Here is a 17,164-nt window from a genome sequence, read left to right as displayed (position 1 = left end):
GTATCCTGAATTCGAAGGCGCAGGATAAGTCGGCTACGCCGCGGACGTCCACATGCCGTCTCGCGTAATTGGCTGCCCGCAGCGCCTTTCGCCCTTCCATAGGTTAGAGACTGAAGTGCCACGATGTCCCAAAAACCACTGCCGACGTTGCCGATGTGGCGCGTCGATCACATCGAGCCCTCGCCCGAGATGTTGGCGCTACGCGCCAACGGTCCGATCCACCGCGTGCGCTTCCCGTCCGGGCACGAAGGCTGGTGGGTGACAGGCTACGACGAGGCCAAGGCGGCGCTGTCCGATGCGGCGTTCCGCCCCGCGGGAATGCCGCCAGCGGCATTCACCCCGGATTCAGTAATTCTCGGTTCGCCGGGGTGGCTGGTCTCGCACGAGGGGGGCGAGCACGACCGGTTACGCACGATCGTGGCGCCGGCCTTCAGCAACCGCAGGGTGAAACTGCTCGCGCAGCAGGTCGAGGCGATCGCCGCGCAGTTGTTCGAGACGCTGGCCGCCCAGCCCCAGCCCGCCGACCTGAAGCGCCACCTCTCCTTTCCGCTTCCGGCCATGGTCATCAGCGCGCTGATTGGCGTGCCCTATGAGGATCACGCTTTTTTCGCCGGACTGTCCGACGAGGTGATGACGCATCAGCATGAAAGCGGTCCGCGCAGCGCGTCTCGCTTGGCTTGGGAAGAACTGCGCGCCTACATTCGCGGCAAGATGTCGGACAAGCGCCAGGATCCGGGCGACAACCTGCTGACGGATCTGCTCGCGGCGGTCGACCAGGGCAAGGCGTCCGAGGAAGAGGCGATCGGCCTGGCTGCGGGCATGCTGGTGGCGGGGCACGAGAGCACCGTTGCGCAGATCGAATTCGGCCTGCTGGCCATGCTCCGCCATCCGCAACAGCGCGAACGCCTGGTCGGCGATCCATCCCTGGTGGACAAAGCGGTGGAGGAAATCCTGCGCATGTACCCGCCGGGCGCGGGCTGGGACGGCGTCATGCGCTATCCGAGGACCGATGTGACTATCGCCGGCGAGCATATTCCCGCGGAGAGCAAGGTGCTCGTCGGCCTGCCGGCGACGTCGTTCGATCCGCGCCATTTCGATGACCCGGAAATCTTCGATATCGGACGCGACGAAAACCCGCACCTGGCGTTCTCCCACGGGCCGCACTACTGCATTGGCATGGCGCTGGCCAGGCTGGAACTCAAGGTGGTGGTCGGTTCGATCTTTCGGCGCTTTCCCGGGCTGCGCCTGGCCGTGGCGCCCGAAGCGCTGAAGTTGCGCAAGGAGATCATCACTGGCGGGTTCGAGGAGTTCCCGGTGATCTGGTGATGCGCGCACGCCGCCCGAAATCGCGATCTTCTCTGCAATTTGCCGGCGCGCCTAGAACGCGCCGGTCAGATCAGCAAGCCAACAGGTAATCAAGATGGACGTGCAAGAAACCACGGCAGCATGCCGGGATGCCTTCGCCGAACTGGCGTCGCCAGCCTGTATCCACGACCCCTATCCGTTCATGCGGTGGTTGCGCGAGCACGATCCGGTGCATCGCGCGGCGTCGGGCCTCTTTCTGTTGAGCCGTCACGTCGATATATATTGGGTGCTCAAGGCCACGGGCGATGCGTTTCGGGGACCAGCGCCGGGCGAACTGGCGCGCTATTTCCCGCGTGCGGCGACCAGCCTGTCGCTCAGTCTGCTGGCGTCCACGCTAGCGATGAAGGAACCACCGACGCATACGCGTCTGCGCCGGCTGATCTCGCGCGATTTCACTATGCGCGAGATCGACAACCTGCGGCCGAGCATCGCGCGCATCGTCGCAGAGCGCCTGGACTGCATGGCGCCCGCGCTGGAGCGGGGGGAGGCGGTGGACCTGCATCGGGAATTCGCGCTGGCCTTGCCCATGCTGGTCTTCGCCGAACTGTTCGGCATGCCCCAGGACGACATGTTCGGGCTCGCCTCCGGCATCGGCGCCATTCTGGAAGGCCTGAGCCCGCAAGCCAGCGATCCCCAGCTCGCCACGGCCGACGCGGCCAGCGCCAGGGTGCAGGCCTACTTCGGCGACCTCATACAGTGCAAACGCACCGATCCCCGCCACGACATCGTGTCGATGCTGGTCGGCGCACACGACGACGATTCGGACACGCTGTCGGATGCGGAGCTGATCAGCATGCTGTGGGGCATGCTGCTGGGCGGTTTCGCCACCACTGCTGCGAGCATCGACCATGGGGTCCTGGCGATGCTGGCGTTTCCCGAACAGCGGCACTGGCTTCAGGGGGACGCCGTGGGAGTGAAGGCATTCGTCGAAGAGGTCCTGCGCTGCGACGCGCCCGCCATGTTCAGCTCCATTCCGCGTATCGCCCAGCGCGACATCGAACTGGGCGGCGTGGTAATCCCGAAGAACGCGGACGTGCGCGTGCTGATCGCGGCCGGCAATCGCGACCCGGACGCCTTCGCCGACCCCGACCGCTTCGATCCCGCGCGGTTCTACGGCACCAGCCCTGGCATGTCGAGCGACGGGAAGATCATGCTGAGCTTCGGCCACGGCATCCACTTCTGCCTCGGTGCGCAATTGGCCCGAGTGCAGTTGGCCGAGAGCCTGCCGCGGATCCAGGCGCGCTTTCCCACGCTGGCATTGGCCGAGCAGCCGACCCGGGAGCCCTCCGCGTTCCTCAGGACGTTCCGCGCGCTGCCGGTGCGGCTCCATGCGCAGGGGGGCTGAGATGCGCGTCGTGGTCGACCAGGATCTGTGCGGAACCACCGGGCAGTGCGCGCTGACGCTGCCGGGCACCTTTCGTCAGCGCGAACCGGACGGAGTGGCCGAATTATGCGTGGCGACGGTCCCGCAGGCGCTGCACGCCGCCGTGCGGCTCGCGGCCAGCCAGTGCCCGGTCGCCGCCATTCGGGTCATCGAAAGCGACGCTAGCGATGACGAGCGCGCCGGCGCCGACCCTGCGCCTTCTCCGGCGGAGGCTGAGCGGCACGCCGCGAAAGACCAAGGCAACTCAGGAGGACACGGTGGGACGGTTTGAAGGCAAGGTGGCCGTGGTGACCGGCGCCGGCGCCGGCATCGGCAAGGCATGCGCCCTCGCCATCGCACGAGAGGGCGGCAGAGTGGTGGCGGCCGACATTGATGGCCCGGCGGTCATCGCCTGCGCCGCGCAGATCGCGGCCGAAGCGAGCCACGCGCTGGCCCTGGCCGCGGACATCGCCGATGCGGAGGCGGTGGCAGCGCTATTCGAGACGGCCGAGCGGCACTTCGGTGGGGTCGACCTGCTGGTGAACAATGCCAGCGCTATGCATCTGACCCCACGCGACTGCGCGATCCTCGACCTGGACCTGGCGGTCTGGGATGAGACTATGGCGACCAATCTGCGCGGCACGCTGCTCTGCTGCCGACAGGCCATCCCACGGATGATCGCCCGCGGCGGTGGCGCGATCATCAACATGTCGTCGTGCCAGGGGCTCAGCGGTGACACCGCGCAGACGTCCTACGCCGCGTCGAAGGCAGCGATGAACATGTTGTCGGCCTCGCTCGCCACCCAGTACGGTCATGCGCAGATTCGCTGCAACGCTGTTGCGCCGGGTCTCATCATGTCCGAGCGTCTCCTCGCCAAGCTGGACGAGTGCATGCAACGGCATCTGCGCCGGCACCAGCTCCTGCCGCGCGTCGGCCGCCCCGAGGACGTGGCCGCGCTGGTGGCGTTCCTGCTCTCCGAAGATGCTGCGTTCATTACCGGCCAGGTCATGTGCGTCGACGGCGGCATGCTGGCGCATGTGCCGACGTTCGCCGACGGTGGCAACAGCCCCCCAGCGCGGCCTGCCGGCGGCATCCCCGAAGCGGCCGCGGCGCCGCGCTGCTGATGGACATGCTGCTCAACCCACTGGACCGTCGGCACCGGCTGCGGCACGACATTCCAATCATGCCCGGCGCTTTCCCCTTGGTCGGGCATCTTCCCGCCATCGTCTGCGACCTGCCGCGCCTGCTGCGGCGCGGGGAACGGACGCTGGGCAGCCACTTCTGGCTGGATTTCGGCCCCGCCGGACACCTGATGACCTGCGTGGATCCGGATGCGTTCGCACTGCTCCGGCACAAGGACGTGTCCTCGGCGCTGATCGAAGAGATCGCGCCCGAATTGCTTGGCGGAACGTTAGTAGCCCAGGACGGCGGCCCGCACCGCCAGGCGCGCGATGCGATCAAGGCGGCGTTCCTGCCCAAGGGGCTGACCCAGGCCGGCATCGGCAACCTGTTCGCGCCCGTCATCCGAGCGCGGGTGCAGGCGTGGCGCGACCGCGGCGACGTAACCATCCTGCGCGAAACCGGCGACCTGATGCTCAAGCTCATCTTCAGCCTCATGGGAATCCCCGCGCAGGATCTGCCGGGCTGGCATCGAAAGTACCGGCAACTGCTGCAGTTGATCGTCGCGCCCCCGATCGACCTTCCCGGACTGCCCTTGCGGCGCGGCCGCGCCGCCCGCGACTGGATCGATGCGCAGTTGCGCCAGTTCGTCCGCGACGCGCGCGCGCATGCCGCGCGCACCGGGTTGATCAACGACATGGTGAGCGCCTTCGATCGCAGTGACGATGTGCTCTCCGATGACGTACTGGTTGCCAACATCCGCTTGCTGCTGCTTGCCGGTCACGACACCACCGCCTCGACGATGGCCTGGATGGTGATCGAGTTGGCTCGGCAGCCTGTGCTGTGGGACGCCGTGGTCGAGGAGGCGCTACGCGTGGGCGCGGTACCGACCCGGCACGCGGACCTGGCGCAGTGTCCGGTCGCCGAGGCGCTGTTCCGCGAGACGCTGCGCATGCATCCGGCGACCACGCTCCTGCCGCGTCGCGCGCTGCAGGAATTGCAACTCGGCCAACGACGCATTCCGGCGGGCACCCATCTGTGCATCCCGCTGCTGCATTTCTCGACCTCGGCGCTGCTGCACGAGTCGCCTGATCAGTTCCAACTGGCGCGGTGGCTTCAACGCACAGAGCCGATCCGGCCGGTGGACATGCTGCAGTTCGGTACCGGCCCACACGTCTGCATCGGCTACCACTTGGTATGGCTGGAAATGGTGCAGTTCTGCATCGCCTTGGCGCTGACCATGCACGGGGCCGGGGTGAGGCCGCGGTTGCTGAGCGGTGTCGAAAAAGGCCGACGCTATTACCCGACCGCACATCCGTCCATGGCAGTCCGCATCGGATTCTCATGAGCTGGCATCGCATGCCCCGTCTGGCGGGCAGCGGCGCCGGAAAGGCGCGCTGCACTCAGTGCGACACCGGCAATACCGCAGCGGTTCGGAGCTCGCAGTGGCCGTGTCAGGTACAAGGACTATGAACAACATGCAGACCGGTTCCACGCTACACAACGACCGAACTGGCGTTTCCGCGCCCGGGGAAATGGGCGCTCAGGCGCGCGGCGCATCCGGCAGGCTGCTGCCGGAGATCTGGATGCAGGACGGCGCAAAGCGGGTCGAACAGGCGCTGGCGCGTCTCCTCTGCGCCGAAAATGACGGTGAGACCGAGTTGATGGCGGCCATGCGCTATGCCACCTTGCACGGCGGGAAGCGCACCCGCGCCTTGCTCTGTCTGGCTGCCGGCGCACTGGCCGACACGCCGGCGCACATGCTCGACGACGTCGGCGCAGCCATCGAGATGATGCACGCCTGTAGCCTGGTCCACGACGACCTGCCCTCGATGGATGACGACGTGCTTCGCCGCGGCCTTCCGACCGTGCACGTTAAGTTCGGCGAAGCCACTGCGATCCTGGTTGGCGATGCGCTGCAGGCGCACTCCTTTCTGGCCCTGGCGAGGTTGGATGCGCCGGGCGACAATCGTATCGCGCTTGTGCGTGAACTGGCGCAGGCGGTGTCCGCCGAAGGTGCCGCAGGCGGTCAAGCCATGGATCTGTCGCTGGTCGGAAAGGACGTCGAGCTGGACAGGATCGTGGCGATGCACCGGATGAAGAGCGGAGCGCTAGTGCGCGCGTCCGTACGCATGGGCGCGCTATGCGCCATCGCGGAGGATGCCGCGCACGCTGCGCTGTACTGTGCGCTCGATCGCTACAGCGCCTGTTTCGGCCTGGCGTTGCAGGTGGTCGACGACGTTCTCGACGCGACAGCGGATACCGCGACGCTGGGCAAGACCCCCGGCAAGGACGCGGCAGCGCAGAAGCCGACCTGTGCCTCGATCATGGGGCTGCAGGCAGCGCGCCAGTTCGCGCTGGATCTATTGCGCGAGGCCGGGGAGGCCATCGCCCCGTTGGGACCGCGTGCGGAACGGTTGGGGCAGATGCTGCAGCGGGCCAAAGCGTATCTCTTCAGGCACACGCCCGACGCATGAGCTCGCCCGTCCGCATGGAGTCGCCCCTGTGCCGCAGCGATCGGCCGGCGGCAGCGGTGCATGCTGCGCCGTGTCCGAGTCCGCGGCAATGGTCAGCGGTTGCCCAGCGCGGCCGCGGCGCACGGCGCGCTGCGCGCAAGCCTATTCGGCGGACCGGCGCCGGCATTGGCGCGCGTCCCCGCGCCGGAGCAGGGCTGCCGTCCGGGGCTGCACATGCGCCGGGCCGCGACGGCTGCGACGAGGTGCGCGGCGTCTGCCCGATCCTGATTCTCGTCAACTGCCTGCAGAAGGAACATCCCGCGTGAACGCGCTGTCCGAACAGATTCTTTCCGAACTGCGCCATCTGCTGAGCGAGATGAGCGACGGCGGCAGCGTCGGTCCGTCCGTCTACGACACAGCGCGAGTTCTGCAGTTCCACGGCAACGTCACCGGTCGGCAGGATGCCTACGCGTGGCTCATCGCGCAGCAACAAGCCGATGGCGGATGGGGAAGCACGGACTTCCCGCTGTTCCGCCATGCGCCCACCTGGGCGGCGTTGCTGGCATTGCAGCGTGCCGATCCTCTTCCCGGGGCAGCCGATGCAGTCCAGACTGCAACTCGGTTCCTCGAGCGCCAGCCCGATCCTTATGCGCATGCGGTGCCGGAAGACGCGCCGATCGGCGCGGAGCTGATTCTTCCGCAGTTGTGCAGCGAGGCCGTATCCTTGCTGGGCGGCGTGGCGTTTCCGCGCCACCCAGCGCTGTTGCCGTTGCGGCAAGCGCGCCTGGTCAAGCTAGGTGCGATGGCGACGTTGCCGAGCGGCCATCCGTTGCTGCACTCCTGGGAAGCCTGGGGCACCTCGTCGACCGCCGCATGCCCGGATGACGACGGCAGCATCGGCATCAGTCCGGCGGCCACCGCCGCGTGGCGTGCGCACGCCGCGACACAGGGGAGCACGCCGAGGGTCGGGCGCGCCGACGCGTATCTGCAGGCTGCATCGCGGGCGACGTGCAGCGGCATCGAAGGTGTCGTTCCCAACGTCTGGCCGATCAATGTATTCGAGCCATGCTGGTCGCTGTACTCCCTGCATCTGGCCGGGCTGTTCGCGCATCCCGCGCTCGCCGAGGCGGTGCGCGTGATCGTCCTGCAGCTCGACGCCCGCCTGGGCGTACGCGGTCTGGGTCCGGCCTTGCACTTCGCGGCCGATGCGGACGACACCGCCGTTGCGTTGTGCGTCCTGCGCCTTGGAGGCCGGGACGTGTCGGTCGACGCATTGCGCCATTTCGAAATCGGCGAGCTATTCGTCACCTTCCCCGGCGAGCGCAACGCATCGGTGTCGACCAACATCCACGCCCTGCATGCGTTGCGCATGTTGGGAAACCCCGCCGCCGGCACCACCGCCTACATCGAGGCCAATCGCAATCCGCACGGTCTATGGGACAACGAAAAATGGCACGTTTCGTGGCTGTATCCCACCGCGCATGCGGTCGCTGCGCTGGCGCAAGGCAGGACCCGGTGGCGCGACGAGCGCGCGCTGGCGGCGCTGCTGCAGGCGCAGCGCCACGACGGCGGCTGGGGCGCCGGTCACGCGTCCACGTTTGAGGAAACTGCCTATGCGCTGTTCGCGTTGCACGTGATGGACGGGAGCGAAGGGCCGACAGGGCGTCGGCGCATCGCGCAGGCGGTGGCGCGAGCGCTGGAGTGGATGCTCGCCCGCTATGCGGCGCATGTGTTGCCGCAGACGCCGCTGTGGATCGGCAAGGAACTGTATTGCCCCACCCGGGTCGTGCGCGTGGCCGAACTCGCCGGGTTATGGCTGGCGCTTCGTTGGGGGCGGCGCGTTCTAGCCGAGGGACGAGGAGTGGCGCCATGATCCAGCCCGAACGCGCGCTGCCCCAGGTGCTGGAGTGGGGGCGTTCCCTGATCGGATTCGCCGACGAGCATGCCCTGGAAGCGGTCAGGGGCGGCCAGTACATCCTGCAGCGAATCCACCCGAGCCTGCGCGACACCAGCGCCCGCACCGGCCGCGATCCGCAGGACGAAACGCTGATCGTGGCGTTCTATCGCGAACTGGCGCTGCTGTTTTGGCTCGACGATTGCAACGACCTTGGCCTGATCGCGCCGGAGCAACTCGCCGCGGTTGAGCAGGCGCTGGGGCAGGGCGTGCCGTGCGCGCTCCCCGGATTCGAGGGCTGTGCTGTGCTGCGCGCTTCGCTGGCCGCGCTCGCCTATGACCGTCGCGACTATACTCAGCTTCTCGACGATACTCGGTGCTACTGCGCGGCGCTGCGCGGGGGAGACGCGCAGGCGGCGGGGGCGGAACGCTGGTCCTACGCCGAGTATCTGCAAAACGGCATCGATTCGATCGCCTACAGCAACGTGTTGTGTTGCCTGTCGCTGTTGTGGGGGCTGGACATGGCGACCATGCGCTCTCGCCCGGCGTTTCGCCAGGTCCTGCGGCTCATCTCCGCGATAGGGCGCCTGCAGAACGATTTGCATGGACGCGACAAGGACAGGTCGGCTGGCGACGCCGACAACGCGGCGATCCTGCTACTGCAGCGCTATCCGGCTATGCCCGTGTTGGAGTTCCTCAACGACGAGCTGGCCGGCCAGACGCGCATGCTGCACCGGGTGATGGCGGAAGCACGCTTACCCGTGCCATGGGAACCGTTGATCGAGGCCATGGCGGCTATCCGCGCGCAGTACTACCAGACCTCGCCTAACCGCTATAGCAGCGACGCAGGCCAGCATGGGCCGTCCTGAACGCGCGGGAGGCGGGGCCGTGCGCGCGCTGCCATCGGTCCGATCCGCCGCAACGCCGTCGCCTGATGCGACTGATGGAGCGAGCATGAACGACACCGCCCTGAGCCAACGCAAGGACGATCATCTTGACATCCTACTGGATCCGCGACTGGCGCCGGCCACGGTCGCCGCCGGGTGGGAGGACATCCGTTTCGCACACTGCGCATTGCCCGAGTTGGACCTGACGCAGATCGACCTGCGTGCCTCGCTCCTGGGCAAGACCATGCGCGCGCCGCTGCTGATCAGCTCCATGACCGGCGGCATGCCGCGCGCCGAGACGATCAACCGGCATCTGAGCGAGGCAGCGCAAGCCTTGGGGATCGCCATGTGCGTCGGTTCGCAGCGCGTGAGCCTGCAATCCCGCAACTCTCAGGGGCTGACGCGCAAGTTGCGCCGCCTGGCACCAGACATTCCCTTGCTGGCCAATATCGGCGCCGCGCAACTGCGCGAGGCCGACGGGCTGGACCTGGCGCGCCGGGCGGTGGATGCGCTGGAGGCCGATGGACTTATAGTCCATCTCAATCCGCTGCAGGAAGCGGTACAGCCGGAGGGCGACCGCGACTGGCGCGGAGTCTTGGCGCAGATCGCTCGCGTCGCGCGCAGCGTGGGCGTGCCCGTCGTGGCCAAGGAAGTGGGGTCCGGCCTGTCCGCGTCGGTGGCTTCTGCGCTCGTCGAGGCGGGCGTGGCGGTGATCGATGTCGCCGGCGTCGGCGGCACCAGTTGGGCCGCGGTGGAGGGCGAGCGCGCCCGCGATGCCGCCGATCGTGCAGTGGCGATGGCGTTCGCCAATTGGGGGATTCCGACCCCGGCCAGCGTGCAGGCGGTACGTCGGGCGCTGCCAGCGGTGAAGCTGATCGCGTCGGGCGGGATCCGCGACGGCGTCGATGTGGCCAAGGCCATCCGCTTGGGCGCGGACATCGCCGGGCAGGCGGCCGGCGTACTGCGGGCGGCGACGGTGTCCACCGAGGCGGTTGTCGCGCATTTCGAGATCGTCATCCGCCAGTTGGCCGTCGCTTGCTTCTGCACCGGCTCGGCTGATCTGGCAGCGTTGCGGCAGGCGCGCTTGTTGCCCTCGAGGCATCAGCCCGCCGGTTGATGCCAACGTCGCCCACGCGTTCGGCAGGCGCCTAGGCTAACAGAGTGCCTTTGTCGTGAGAGGTCTCGGCCTGCCCCACCGCTTCTAGTAACTACTTAGGGGTGATCTGTAGGACGCACGAGGCATCTATTTTCACGTGCTCGAAAACTGTCTTACAGTTCAGCCGTGTGCGGTTATAGACGGGGTTGTTCGAAAACCAACGCTGAGGCCGCGAGTATTCTGTCGGCGGGGCAGTCGTGCCATGTTTTCCCGTCTTCCAAGAGCAGCCCCGCAAAAACCTCTGTTGGCATGCCGGTTGCATGGTCGCCGCAAAGGACCCGCACGACCACGGGGTCTCGCAGTCCTTACGCCGGAGTTCAAATGACCTCGATTCGATCAATCGATGCCACAGACCTGCACCGTTAAGTCCATTCACCTTTGTCCGCGTCTGGAAATCACCGAGCGGGGCCGCTCGTCGAACTCCGCCACGCAGCCTTGAGTTCCCAGGAAAGACCCAAAGGAGCCCTTAAGAAATGAACGTGCCGAGTTATTCCGCGGCCTTGCCAGATCAGCGGGCCGTGCGGGGGATTTTCTCTCACCGAGCTGACAACATCAATCGCCGCCTGCGAATACGCCCGCTTGGCATTGTTAGCGATTTTGTCGCCGACCAACTCCCGCACCGTATCGCGGAGATCAAAAATAGTGAACAGCGAGCTGAAGCGGTCAAGGCGCTTGGGCGTAGCATTAGCAGGATGCTAGCGGGAGAGGACTACGAGGCGCACCTGCTGAATCTGACCCAGTCGGAGTTTGGAGTCGCCAAGACAGACATCCAATATCTCGTCAATATTGCTTACCAGATGTCTGCATTTGCGGGACTTAACCATGGCGATGCCGAGTTAGCGGTAGGGGAGCGTCTGAGGCGTATTGCAGACTTAAGTTGCCAGCGGCAGCCTAGCATAGATGTTCTTTCCTATGAAGATATGATCCTTACCAATCCAGTAGAGAGCGATCCGCGCGTATATTGTCTCGACTCAGCTGGCGTCGAGGAGCGAGATTTTTGCCTGGGTCACCAACTCATTGAGAGAGACTTGCAGTTTGCAATCGACACCCTGCTTGCGTTGCGTGACGAGGTCGGGGCGGATGCGCGCCAGTGTCTTACGCTGTGCCTAGAGCGCCTGGAGTCGGCGAATTACATTCTGACGCGCTTTCATGATTATATGTCGCCTGGTCTATTTGGCGAATTTCGCGAGTTCTACGGAAAAAACCCTTACAAGAATAGGCTGGCTCCAAGTGGCCGGTTCTCGGCCAGCGTTGTCGCGGTCTCTGTACTACTCGTCGGTGAAGAAATCTTCCGCCAAAAACCGCAATTCTATCGGGATGTTTATCGGCTGTCCGAATACTATCCCAGAGGATGCATTGGTGCGGTCTTTGGCTGGTTGTCATCAGACAAGAGGCGCGCGGGGGTCCGGCCAGGCTGGCTTGAAGGCAAAGCAGCCTTTCCTAAAATTGCAACCGTCTCGCCCGTCGTGGAGCGGAAAGGCACTGAAATCCGAGAGCTGTACGCATCCTGTGTCGATGCGCTGGATCGGTTCACCCGGATGCATCGGAAGACGGCTTTTAAACATACGATTGAACCAGGTCGCCCCATCGCTGGAGTTGAGGCGTCGGAAAGCATGGCCGCTGTGCTTTCACAACGGCTGCTAACGGCGGCGGATCAAAGCTAACTGGCGCAATTGTCTGCGTGAAAACTGGCGCGGCTCCAGCCCCGCCGGCGTTCAATAGGTGATGGTCGATGTCTCAAGACGACGTGGTCTTTCGTAGGTTTGAACGTGGGGATGTCGATAATGTATGGCACCTGCATAGGAGTGCATCCGAGGCTGTTGGTGTGTATGGTCCGGAAGGGGTGTGGGAGGATGATTTGCGTAATGTCGGAGAAGTATATATCGAGTCTGGCGGAGACTTCGTGGTTGGGCATATTGGTATCCAGCTCGCAGCTATGGGCGGATTGCAGCCTGTCGACGAAGAAATCGCAGAGCTCAAACGGTTGCGGGTCGATCCCGCCTTTCAACGACGAGGGCTTGGAAGGAGAATTCTTAGCAAATTGGAATCGCGAGCCGTTGCTCTCGGATTCAAATACATAGTGCTCGAGACGACCACAATCCAAGTAGGGGCTCAAAAACTCTATGAGACGGCTGGCTATATTAGCCGCGGGGAAGGGACGTTGCACGGATATACCGTGATCTTCTACAAGAAATGTCTCTCCGGCCACGATGGTGTTGGTTTCTGCTGAGTGTCCCACCATCCGCCTTTGTAAGGGGCGCGTCACGACGCGGAACCGTTGTTCGCCAAACCCGGGCTCTGCAACGAAGCCGCACCGACGGAGCGTACCCGCTGAGTTCGGAGCCGTCGTGCGGATTATGGCCGTCGCGTCCGATTCATAACATCTTGCGACTGAGCCGGCTGGGCTACTCGAAACATTCGCAATAGATGATGCAGTCAAAAGTGTGCATGCCGCACGAGCGGCTACATTTGTGGTAGCCTTTTCAACAGCGTAGGAATCAGACGGTATTTTTGACGGTATATTGAGAAGAAGTTGACGAAATTTACACGAAGAATCATATATTTAGAATCCCTGTTGATGATTGAGTGGGAATGATTCAGGCCCACTCAGACGCCGCCGAAAATACGCCAATCTGCGACGTAAAGTACTGAAAACAAACATAAATCCTTTCAGAGACAATCAGCGACAATCGGTGCGCTAGGATTGGCTTTGACGGACCGCTTGACGGACCTTCCGCATATTGCCCACCCGATTTTTTCTGAGTACCGTCAGAGTCAATGAGGCTCGTGACGGTACTTTTTGTGCCTTAAGGCATTGAACAAAAAGGGAATTTTCTCTCACGAAGCCTCTAAATTGTCCTGACGGTACTTTTCAGGAGGCAACGGGAATGTTGACGGACATCGCTCTTAAAGCGCTGAAACCAAAAGATAAAATCTACAAGATTGCTGATCGGGACGGCATGTATGTCCGCGTCATGCCCAGTGGCGCGATCTCGTTTCGGCTGGATTACAGGCTGAATGGACGCCGCGAGACGGTCTATCTGGGCAGATATGGGCGGGATGGAATCTCGCTCGCGTTGGCACGAGAAAAGTGCCTCGACGCAAAGCGCGCTATTGGCGATGGCTGATCGCCGGCGATCGAGAAGCAGCGCGACAAGCGTCGCCTGAAAGAGGCGAAGAGCTTTGGCGAGTTCTGGGAGAAGTGGCTCACTGCCGCACCGATGGCCGACAGCACGCGCGCCATGCGGCGCGCCATCTTCGAGCGGGAGCTTCTTCCGTCCTGGCGAAATCGCCTGCTGACGGAGAATACGCCGGATGACCTGCGGGCTCATTGCGGCGCTATCGTTGAGCGTGGCGCCCCGGCGACCGCCATCCATGTTCGAGACATCCTGAAGCAAATCTACGGCTTCGCGATTTTGCACGGGGAGAAGGTGGCCAATCCGGCGGATGAAGTTGGACCAGCGTGTACCGTGCCCGGCCACTGCGTGACGCCAGGCCCGCGACGCGGGGCAGGTCCATAGCGAAAGCGTATAGGGCGCATTTGAAAAATGTATTACCGCCAACGTGCTGATTGCCCGATAGTCGTCCCCGGGTTCCGGTGAACTCAGCGTGCCCACGGCTCAACGCCCGGCACTAAGGGAGGAAAAATTGACGACATTCGCAACCATGTTGCGATCGCTTGCCGTTGTCGCAACGATCGCTAGCGTCAGCCCTGCATTTGCCGGTGGCGTGGATGAGCTGCCCAAGAACATTCAGGACGAGCTCTATAACAAAGACATGATGGACCCGATGCAGCCGCTCGCGGAAAGCGCCTACCGTGACTGGAAGCCGAAGAAGGGTCCCCCGTGGACGATCGGCTACGCCAGCTCCTATGCTGGTAACACGTGGCGCGCCGACGTCATGAAGCGGCTCCAGGAAGAGATCATTCCGAAATGGAAGAAGCTCGGACTGATCAAGGACGTGATCATCACTCAGTCAAATCTGAACGACTCCACGCAGATCCAGCAGATGCGGCAGTTGGTAGACCAAGGGGTCGACGCGATCATCGTCTGCTGCTCGAACCCGACGTCACTGAACCAGACGGTCGAATACGCCCATCAGCGTGACATTCCGGTATTTTCTGCTGTTGGCTATCTCACCTCGCCTTATGCGGTGAACACGTCCGCGAACTTCGTCGTGGGCGGCAGCATGCTGGGCGAATGGATGGCCAAGCAAATCAACGGCAAGGGCAATGTCTTGGTTGTCGAAGGCATTCCTGGCGCGTCGGCATCGGACTCGCAGAACGTCGGGGTTCTCAAGGCCTTAGCGAAATACCCCGACATCAAGGTCGTGGGTCAGGTTGCCGGCATGTGGACCGATCAGGTTGCCCAGTCCGAAATTCAGAAGTGGCTGGCCACCAATCCGGGCGATTTGAATGGCATCATCATTCAGTCGGCGTCTGAACTCGGCGCCCTACGTGCGCTTCAGCAAAGCGGCCGCGAGATGGTCCCGTTCTCTATCGGCGGTGAGATCGGCGCGCTTTGCTACTGGCGCAATAACAAGGATTTCGTCTCACAGGCGATCCACGCCTGGCCTCCGGGCGACGACTTCGAGTTCGGCTGGAACGTCATGATGCGCACCCTCGAGGGCCAGGGCCCGAAGGTCCAGTCGATCCTGACCAAGCCGCAGACCATGTCCTACGATCAGCTTGAGAAGGCCGTCCCGGCCGATTGCAGCGAAGATTCGGACGGCTGGTACAACGTCGGTGTCGAGAACTGGGCAGGCAAGGACTACCTGGACCAATTCTTCCTGCGTCCGGCCGATCCAGAGGCGTTCAAAGCGAACTGACCAAAATCAGGTCTGGCCATCCCGTCAGCGCTGACGGGATGGCATTTCTTTCATTCCGTGTAAGTCTAGCCGCTGAACGTCGGCCAACTGGACCAGTGATGTCGTACCCTACTGTTGAACTCTCATCGGTCAGGAAGACCTTCGGGCCGACTGTGGCGCTGGGCGGTTGCAATCTGACGGCCTACGCGGGGGAAGTTCATGCAATAATTGGCGGCAACGGCTCGGGTAAGAGCACACTGGCGAAGGTCATCTCCGGCGTCCTGATACCGGACAGTGGTCAGGTCTCGATCCTTGGAAAGTCGGCAACGTCCCCGCACGAGGCGCGCCAGCTGGGCATCTCCAATGTCTTTCAGGAAGTGCTCGTCGCGGATGAGTGTTCCGTGCTGGACAACCTTTACCTGGGGGCGGACGGCCTTTTGGGCTCGTCCATGAACCGGGAAGAAAAAGAAGCCAAGGCATCCGCATTGATGCGCGAACTCCTCGGCTTTGACATCGACCTCTCCGGGTTGGTGGGTGAACTGCCTTTGAGCGTCAAACAATGGGTGACGATAGCCAGGGCCCTTCTGACTGATCCCAAGGTCCTGATCCTCGACGAGTCTTCGGCCGCGCTAGACTTCGATTCCACGGAAAGGCTGTTCCGCAAGATGCGGCAGCTCAAACAGCGGGGAGCAAGCATCCTGATCGTCACCCACCGCATCGCCGAACTGGTCCGTATCGCCGACCGTGCGACGGTTCTGCGTGACGGGGTGGACGTCGGCAGGCTTGCCAAAGAAGAGATTACCGAGGCCAGGATTCTTGAACTGATTGCCGGTGCCGGGCGCAGCGGCACAGACCGTGATCAGCCGCTGCCGACGCGGCTCGGCGATCGGCCGGTCCTGCGCGCAACCGATTTTCGGGTCTGGCCAGACGCTGCACCCGTGAGTTTCACAGTGTATCCCGGCGAGGTCATCGGGATCACCGGGCTGGACGGGCAGGGGCAGGCGGATTTCGTGAGATGCATCGCTGGCATCCAGTTTCCGATCGCCGGCCGGTTGGTCGTGGTCAATGACGGCAAGGCCAGCGAGGTCACGGATTTGGCATCTGCGCGACGCAATAAGATTAGTTATGTCAGCGGCGATCGCAAGAAAGAGGGCATCTTTGCCAATCTGAGCATTTACGAGAACCTGCTGCTTCCGGTGTATCGCGAATTCCGGTCGGGCGGTGTGCTCAACTTCATTAACCGCACCAAGCTGACGCCGGTGTTTGAGTGGGAATCCAGCAAACTGGCCGTCAAGATGGGGAGCCCGGAGAACCTCATCACGTCGCTGTCCGGCGGTAACCAGCAGAAGGTACTGATTGCCAGGGCCTTTGCGGAAAAACCGGTGGTTCTGGTGCTCAACGATCCTGCCCGCGGCATCGACGTCGGGGCCAAGCTCGATCTCTATCGCAACCTCAAGGAATTCGCTGCGCGGGGCAACGCCGTGATTTTCCTCTCCAGCGAACTCGAGGAATTTCTGAACCTGTGCACGCGGGTTCACGTGTTTCGCAATGGCGCCATATCGGCGGATTTCGAGCCGCCCTTCGATGGCCATGCCATCCTCAACGCCATGTTTGGCCGCCGCGCGACGGCGCGCTTGCCCGGCGAGGCCGCCAACGAGAATGGCCCAGGCAACCCGGTCGCGGTCGCCGAGAGCCACAATCCCAGACTCGAGCAGGGCAGGCCGGTGCCGAGGTCTGTAACCCTGCTGAAACAGGAGGTAAACCATATGGCGGCAACCCCGTCTTTTACGCTGCGTTGTCCTGATATCGCGCCAGGTAGCGTCATCCCGGACCGGTTCGCCGAGGACAACCGGCTTTCGCCGCGACTTGTTTGGTCAGGACCGCCGGAAGGCACGCGCAGCTTTGCCTTGTCCGTTACCGATCCTGACCTGCCGGAAGCATTTAGTTTCCCCCGCTCGTTTGCGCACTGGCTGGTGGCGAACATTCCGGTCGAGATTCGTGAGCTCCCAGAAGGCGCCAGCGGCCGCCAGCGGCTGCCGCCCCGCGCAGCTGAGTTAAAAACCGATTTAGTGTCAATAAAAAAACCCGGGGTAGGGAAAGGATATTGCGGCCCATTGC

13 protein-coding genes and 1 pseudogene are annotated in these 17,164 nt (G+C 63.5%); all 14 read left to right on the top strand.

What is annotated here, in order from left to right; all coding sequences use genetic code 11:
- The first annotated feature begins 123 nt into the window (after positions 1-123).
- The gene (locus tag AC0L3E_RS25935) at positions 124-1,326 is read left to right on the top strand and encodes a cytochrome P450 (RefSeq protein WP_473605916.1); all 1,203 of its coding nucleotides are present in this window, start codon (positions 124-126) and stop codon (positions 1,324-1,326) included.
- A 94-nt stretch (positions 1,327-1,420) separates the two neighbouring features.
- On the top strand, positions 1,421-2,710 hold the full coding sequence (locus AC0L3E_RS25930; RefSeq protein WP_473605915.1) for a cytochrome P450: 1,290 nt from the start codon (positions 1,421-1,423) through the stop codon (positions 2,708-2,710).
- Position 2,711: 1 nt separating this feature from the next.
- Positions 2,712-3,020: a ferredoxin gene (locus AC0L3E_RS25925; protein ID WP_473605914.1), complete on the top strand. Its 309-nt coding sequence runs from the start codon at positions 2,712-2,714 to the stop codon at positions 3,018-3,020.
- Positions 3,007-3,852 carry an SDR family oxidoreductase gene (locus tag AC0L3E_RS25920; RefSeq protein WP_473605913.1) on the top strand — a complete coding sequence of 282 codons (846 nt, stop codon included), beginning with the start codon at positions 3,007-3,009 and terminating at the stop codon, positions 3,850-3,852. Before AC0L3E_RS25925 ends, AC0L3E_RS25920 begins: the two co-directional genes overlap by 14 nt.
- Positions 3,852-5,195: a cytochrome P450 gene (locus tag AC0L3E_RS25915; RefSeq protein WP_473605912.1), complete on the top strand. Its 1,344-nt coding sequence runs from the start codon at positions 3,852-3,854 to the stop codon at positions 5,193-5,195. Before AC0L3E_RS25920 ends, AC0L3E_RS25915 begins: the two co-directional genes overlap by 1 nt.
- A gap of 130 nt (positions 5,196-5,325) precedes the next feature.
- The gene (locus AC0L3E_RS25910; RefSeq protein ID WP_473605957.1) at positions 5,326-6,324 is read left to right on the top strand and encodes a polyprenyl synthetase family protein; all 999 of its coding nucleotides are present in this window, start codon (positions 5,326-5,328) and stop codon (positions 6,322-6,324) included.
- Between the two features lie 301 nt (positions 6,325-6,625).
- Positions 6,626-8,176, top strand: coding sequence for a hypothetical protein (locus AC0L3E_RS25905; protein WP_473605911.1), 1,551 nt, complete (start codon positions 6,626-6,628; stop codon positions 8,174-8,176).
- Positions 8,173-9,066 carry a terpene synthase family protein gene (locus AC0L3E_RS25900; RefSeq protein ID WP_473605910.1) on the top strand — a complete coding sequence of 298 codons (894 nt, stop codon included), beginning with the start codon at positions 8,173-8,175 and terminating at the stop codon, positions 9,064-9,066. Before AC0L3E_RS25905 ends, AC0L3E_RS25900 begins: the two co-directional genes overlap by 4 nt.
- Positions 9,067-9,151: 85 nt before the next feature.
- A complete protein-coding gene (gene fni, locus AC0L3E_RS25895; protein WP_473605909.1) occupies positions 9,152-10,201 on the top strand; it encodes a type 2 isopentenyl-diphosphate Delta-isomerase in 1,050 nt (349 codons plus the stop codon).
- 512 nt (positions 10,202-10,713) lie between these two features.
- A complete protein-coding gene (locus AC0L3E_RS25890) occupies positions 10,714-11,904 on the top strand; it encodes a hypothetical protein (protein WP_473605908.1) in 1,191 nt (396 codons plus the stop codon).
- Positions 11,905-11,972: 68 nt separating this feature from the next.
- The gene (locus AC0L3E_RS25885) at positions 11,973-12,470 is read left to right on the top strand and encodes a GNAT family N-acetyltransferase (RefSeq protein ID WP_473605907.1); all 498 of its coding nucleotides are present in this window, start codon (positions 11,973-11,975) and stop codon (positions 12,468-12,470) included.
- A 658-nt stretch (positions 12,471-13,128) separates the two neighbouring features.
- Positions 13,129-13,704, top strand: a pseudogene (locus AC0L3E_RS25880) (tyrosine-type recombinase/integrase); the annotation flags it as partial.
- Positions 13,705-13,906: 202 nt separating this feature from the next.
- Positions 13,907-15,067, top strand: a complete 1,161-nt coding sequence (locus tag AC0L3E_RS25875; protein WP_473605956.1) for an ABC transporter substrate-binding protein — start codon at positions 13,907-13,909, stop codon at positions 15,065-15,067.
- 98 nt (positions 15,068-15,165) lie between these two features.
- The coding region (locus AC0L3E_RS25870; protein ID WP_473605906.1) for an ATP-binding cassette domain-containing protein at positions 15,166-17,164 on the top strand (1,999 nt) is incomplete at its 3' end.

Source organism: Mesorhizobium sp. WSM4822, assembly GCF_055811155.1.
This window is presented reverse-complemented; position numbering and strand designations above follow the sequence as displayed.

Bases quoted from the DNA above. Each gene is read 5' to 3' on its own strand.
- AC0L3E_RS25935 (WP_473605916.1), top strand. From the start codon at position 124: ATGTCCCAAAAACCACTGCCGACGTTGCCGATGTGGCGCGTCGATCAC.
- AC0L3E_RS25930 (WP_473605915.1), top strand. From the start codon at position 1,421: ATGGACGTGCAAGAAACCACGGCAGCATGCCGGGATGCCTTCGCCGAA.
- AC0L3E_RS25925 (WP_473605914.1), top strand. From the start codon at position 2,712: ATGCGCGTCGTGGTCGACCAGGATCTGTGCGGAACCACCGGGCAGTGC.
- AC0L3E_RS25915 (WP_473605912.1), top strand. From the start codon at position 3,852: ATGGACATGCTGCTCAACCCACTGGACCGTCGGCACCGGCTGCGGCAC.
- AC0L3E_RS25910 (WP_473605957.1), top strand. From the start codon at position 5,326: ATGCAGACCGGTTCCACGCTACACAACGACCGAACTGGCGTTTCCGCG.
- AC0L3E_RS25900 (WP_473605910.1), top strand. From the start codon at position 8,173: ATGATCCAGCCCGAACGCGCGCTGCCCCAGGTGCTGGAGTGGGGGCGT.
- fni (WP_473605909.1), top strand. From the start codon at position 9,152: ATGAACGACACCGCCCTGAGCCAACGCAAGGACGATCATCTTGACATC.
- AC0L3E_RS25890 (WP_473605908.1), top strand. From the start codon at position 10,714: ATGAACGTGCCGAGTTATTCCGCGGCCTTGCCAGATCAGCGGGCCGTG.
- AC0L3E_RS25885 (WP_473605907.1), top strand. From the start codon at position 11,973: ATGTCTCAAGACGACGTGGTCTTTCGTAGGTTTGAACGTGGGGATGTC.
- AC0L3E_RS25875 (WP_473605956.1), top strand. From the start codon at position 13,907: ATGTTGCGATCGCTTGCCGTTGTCGCAACGATCGCTAGCGTCAGCCCT.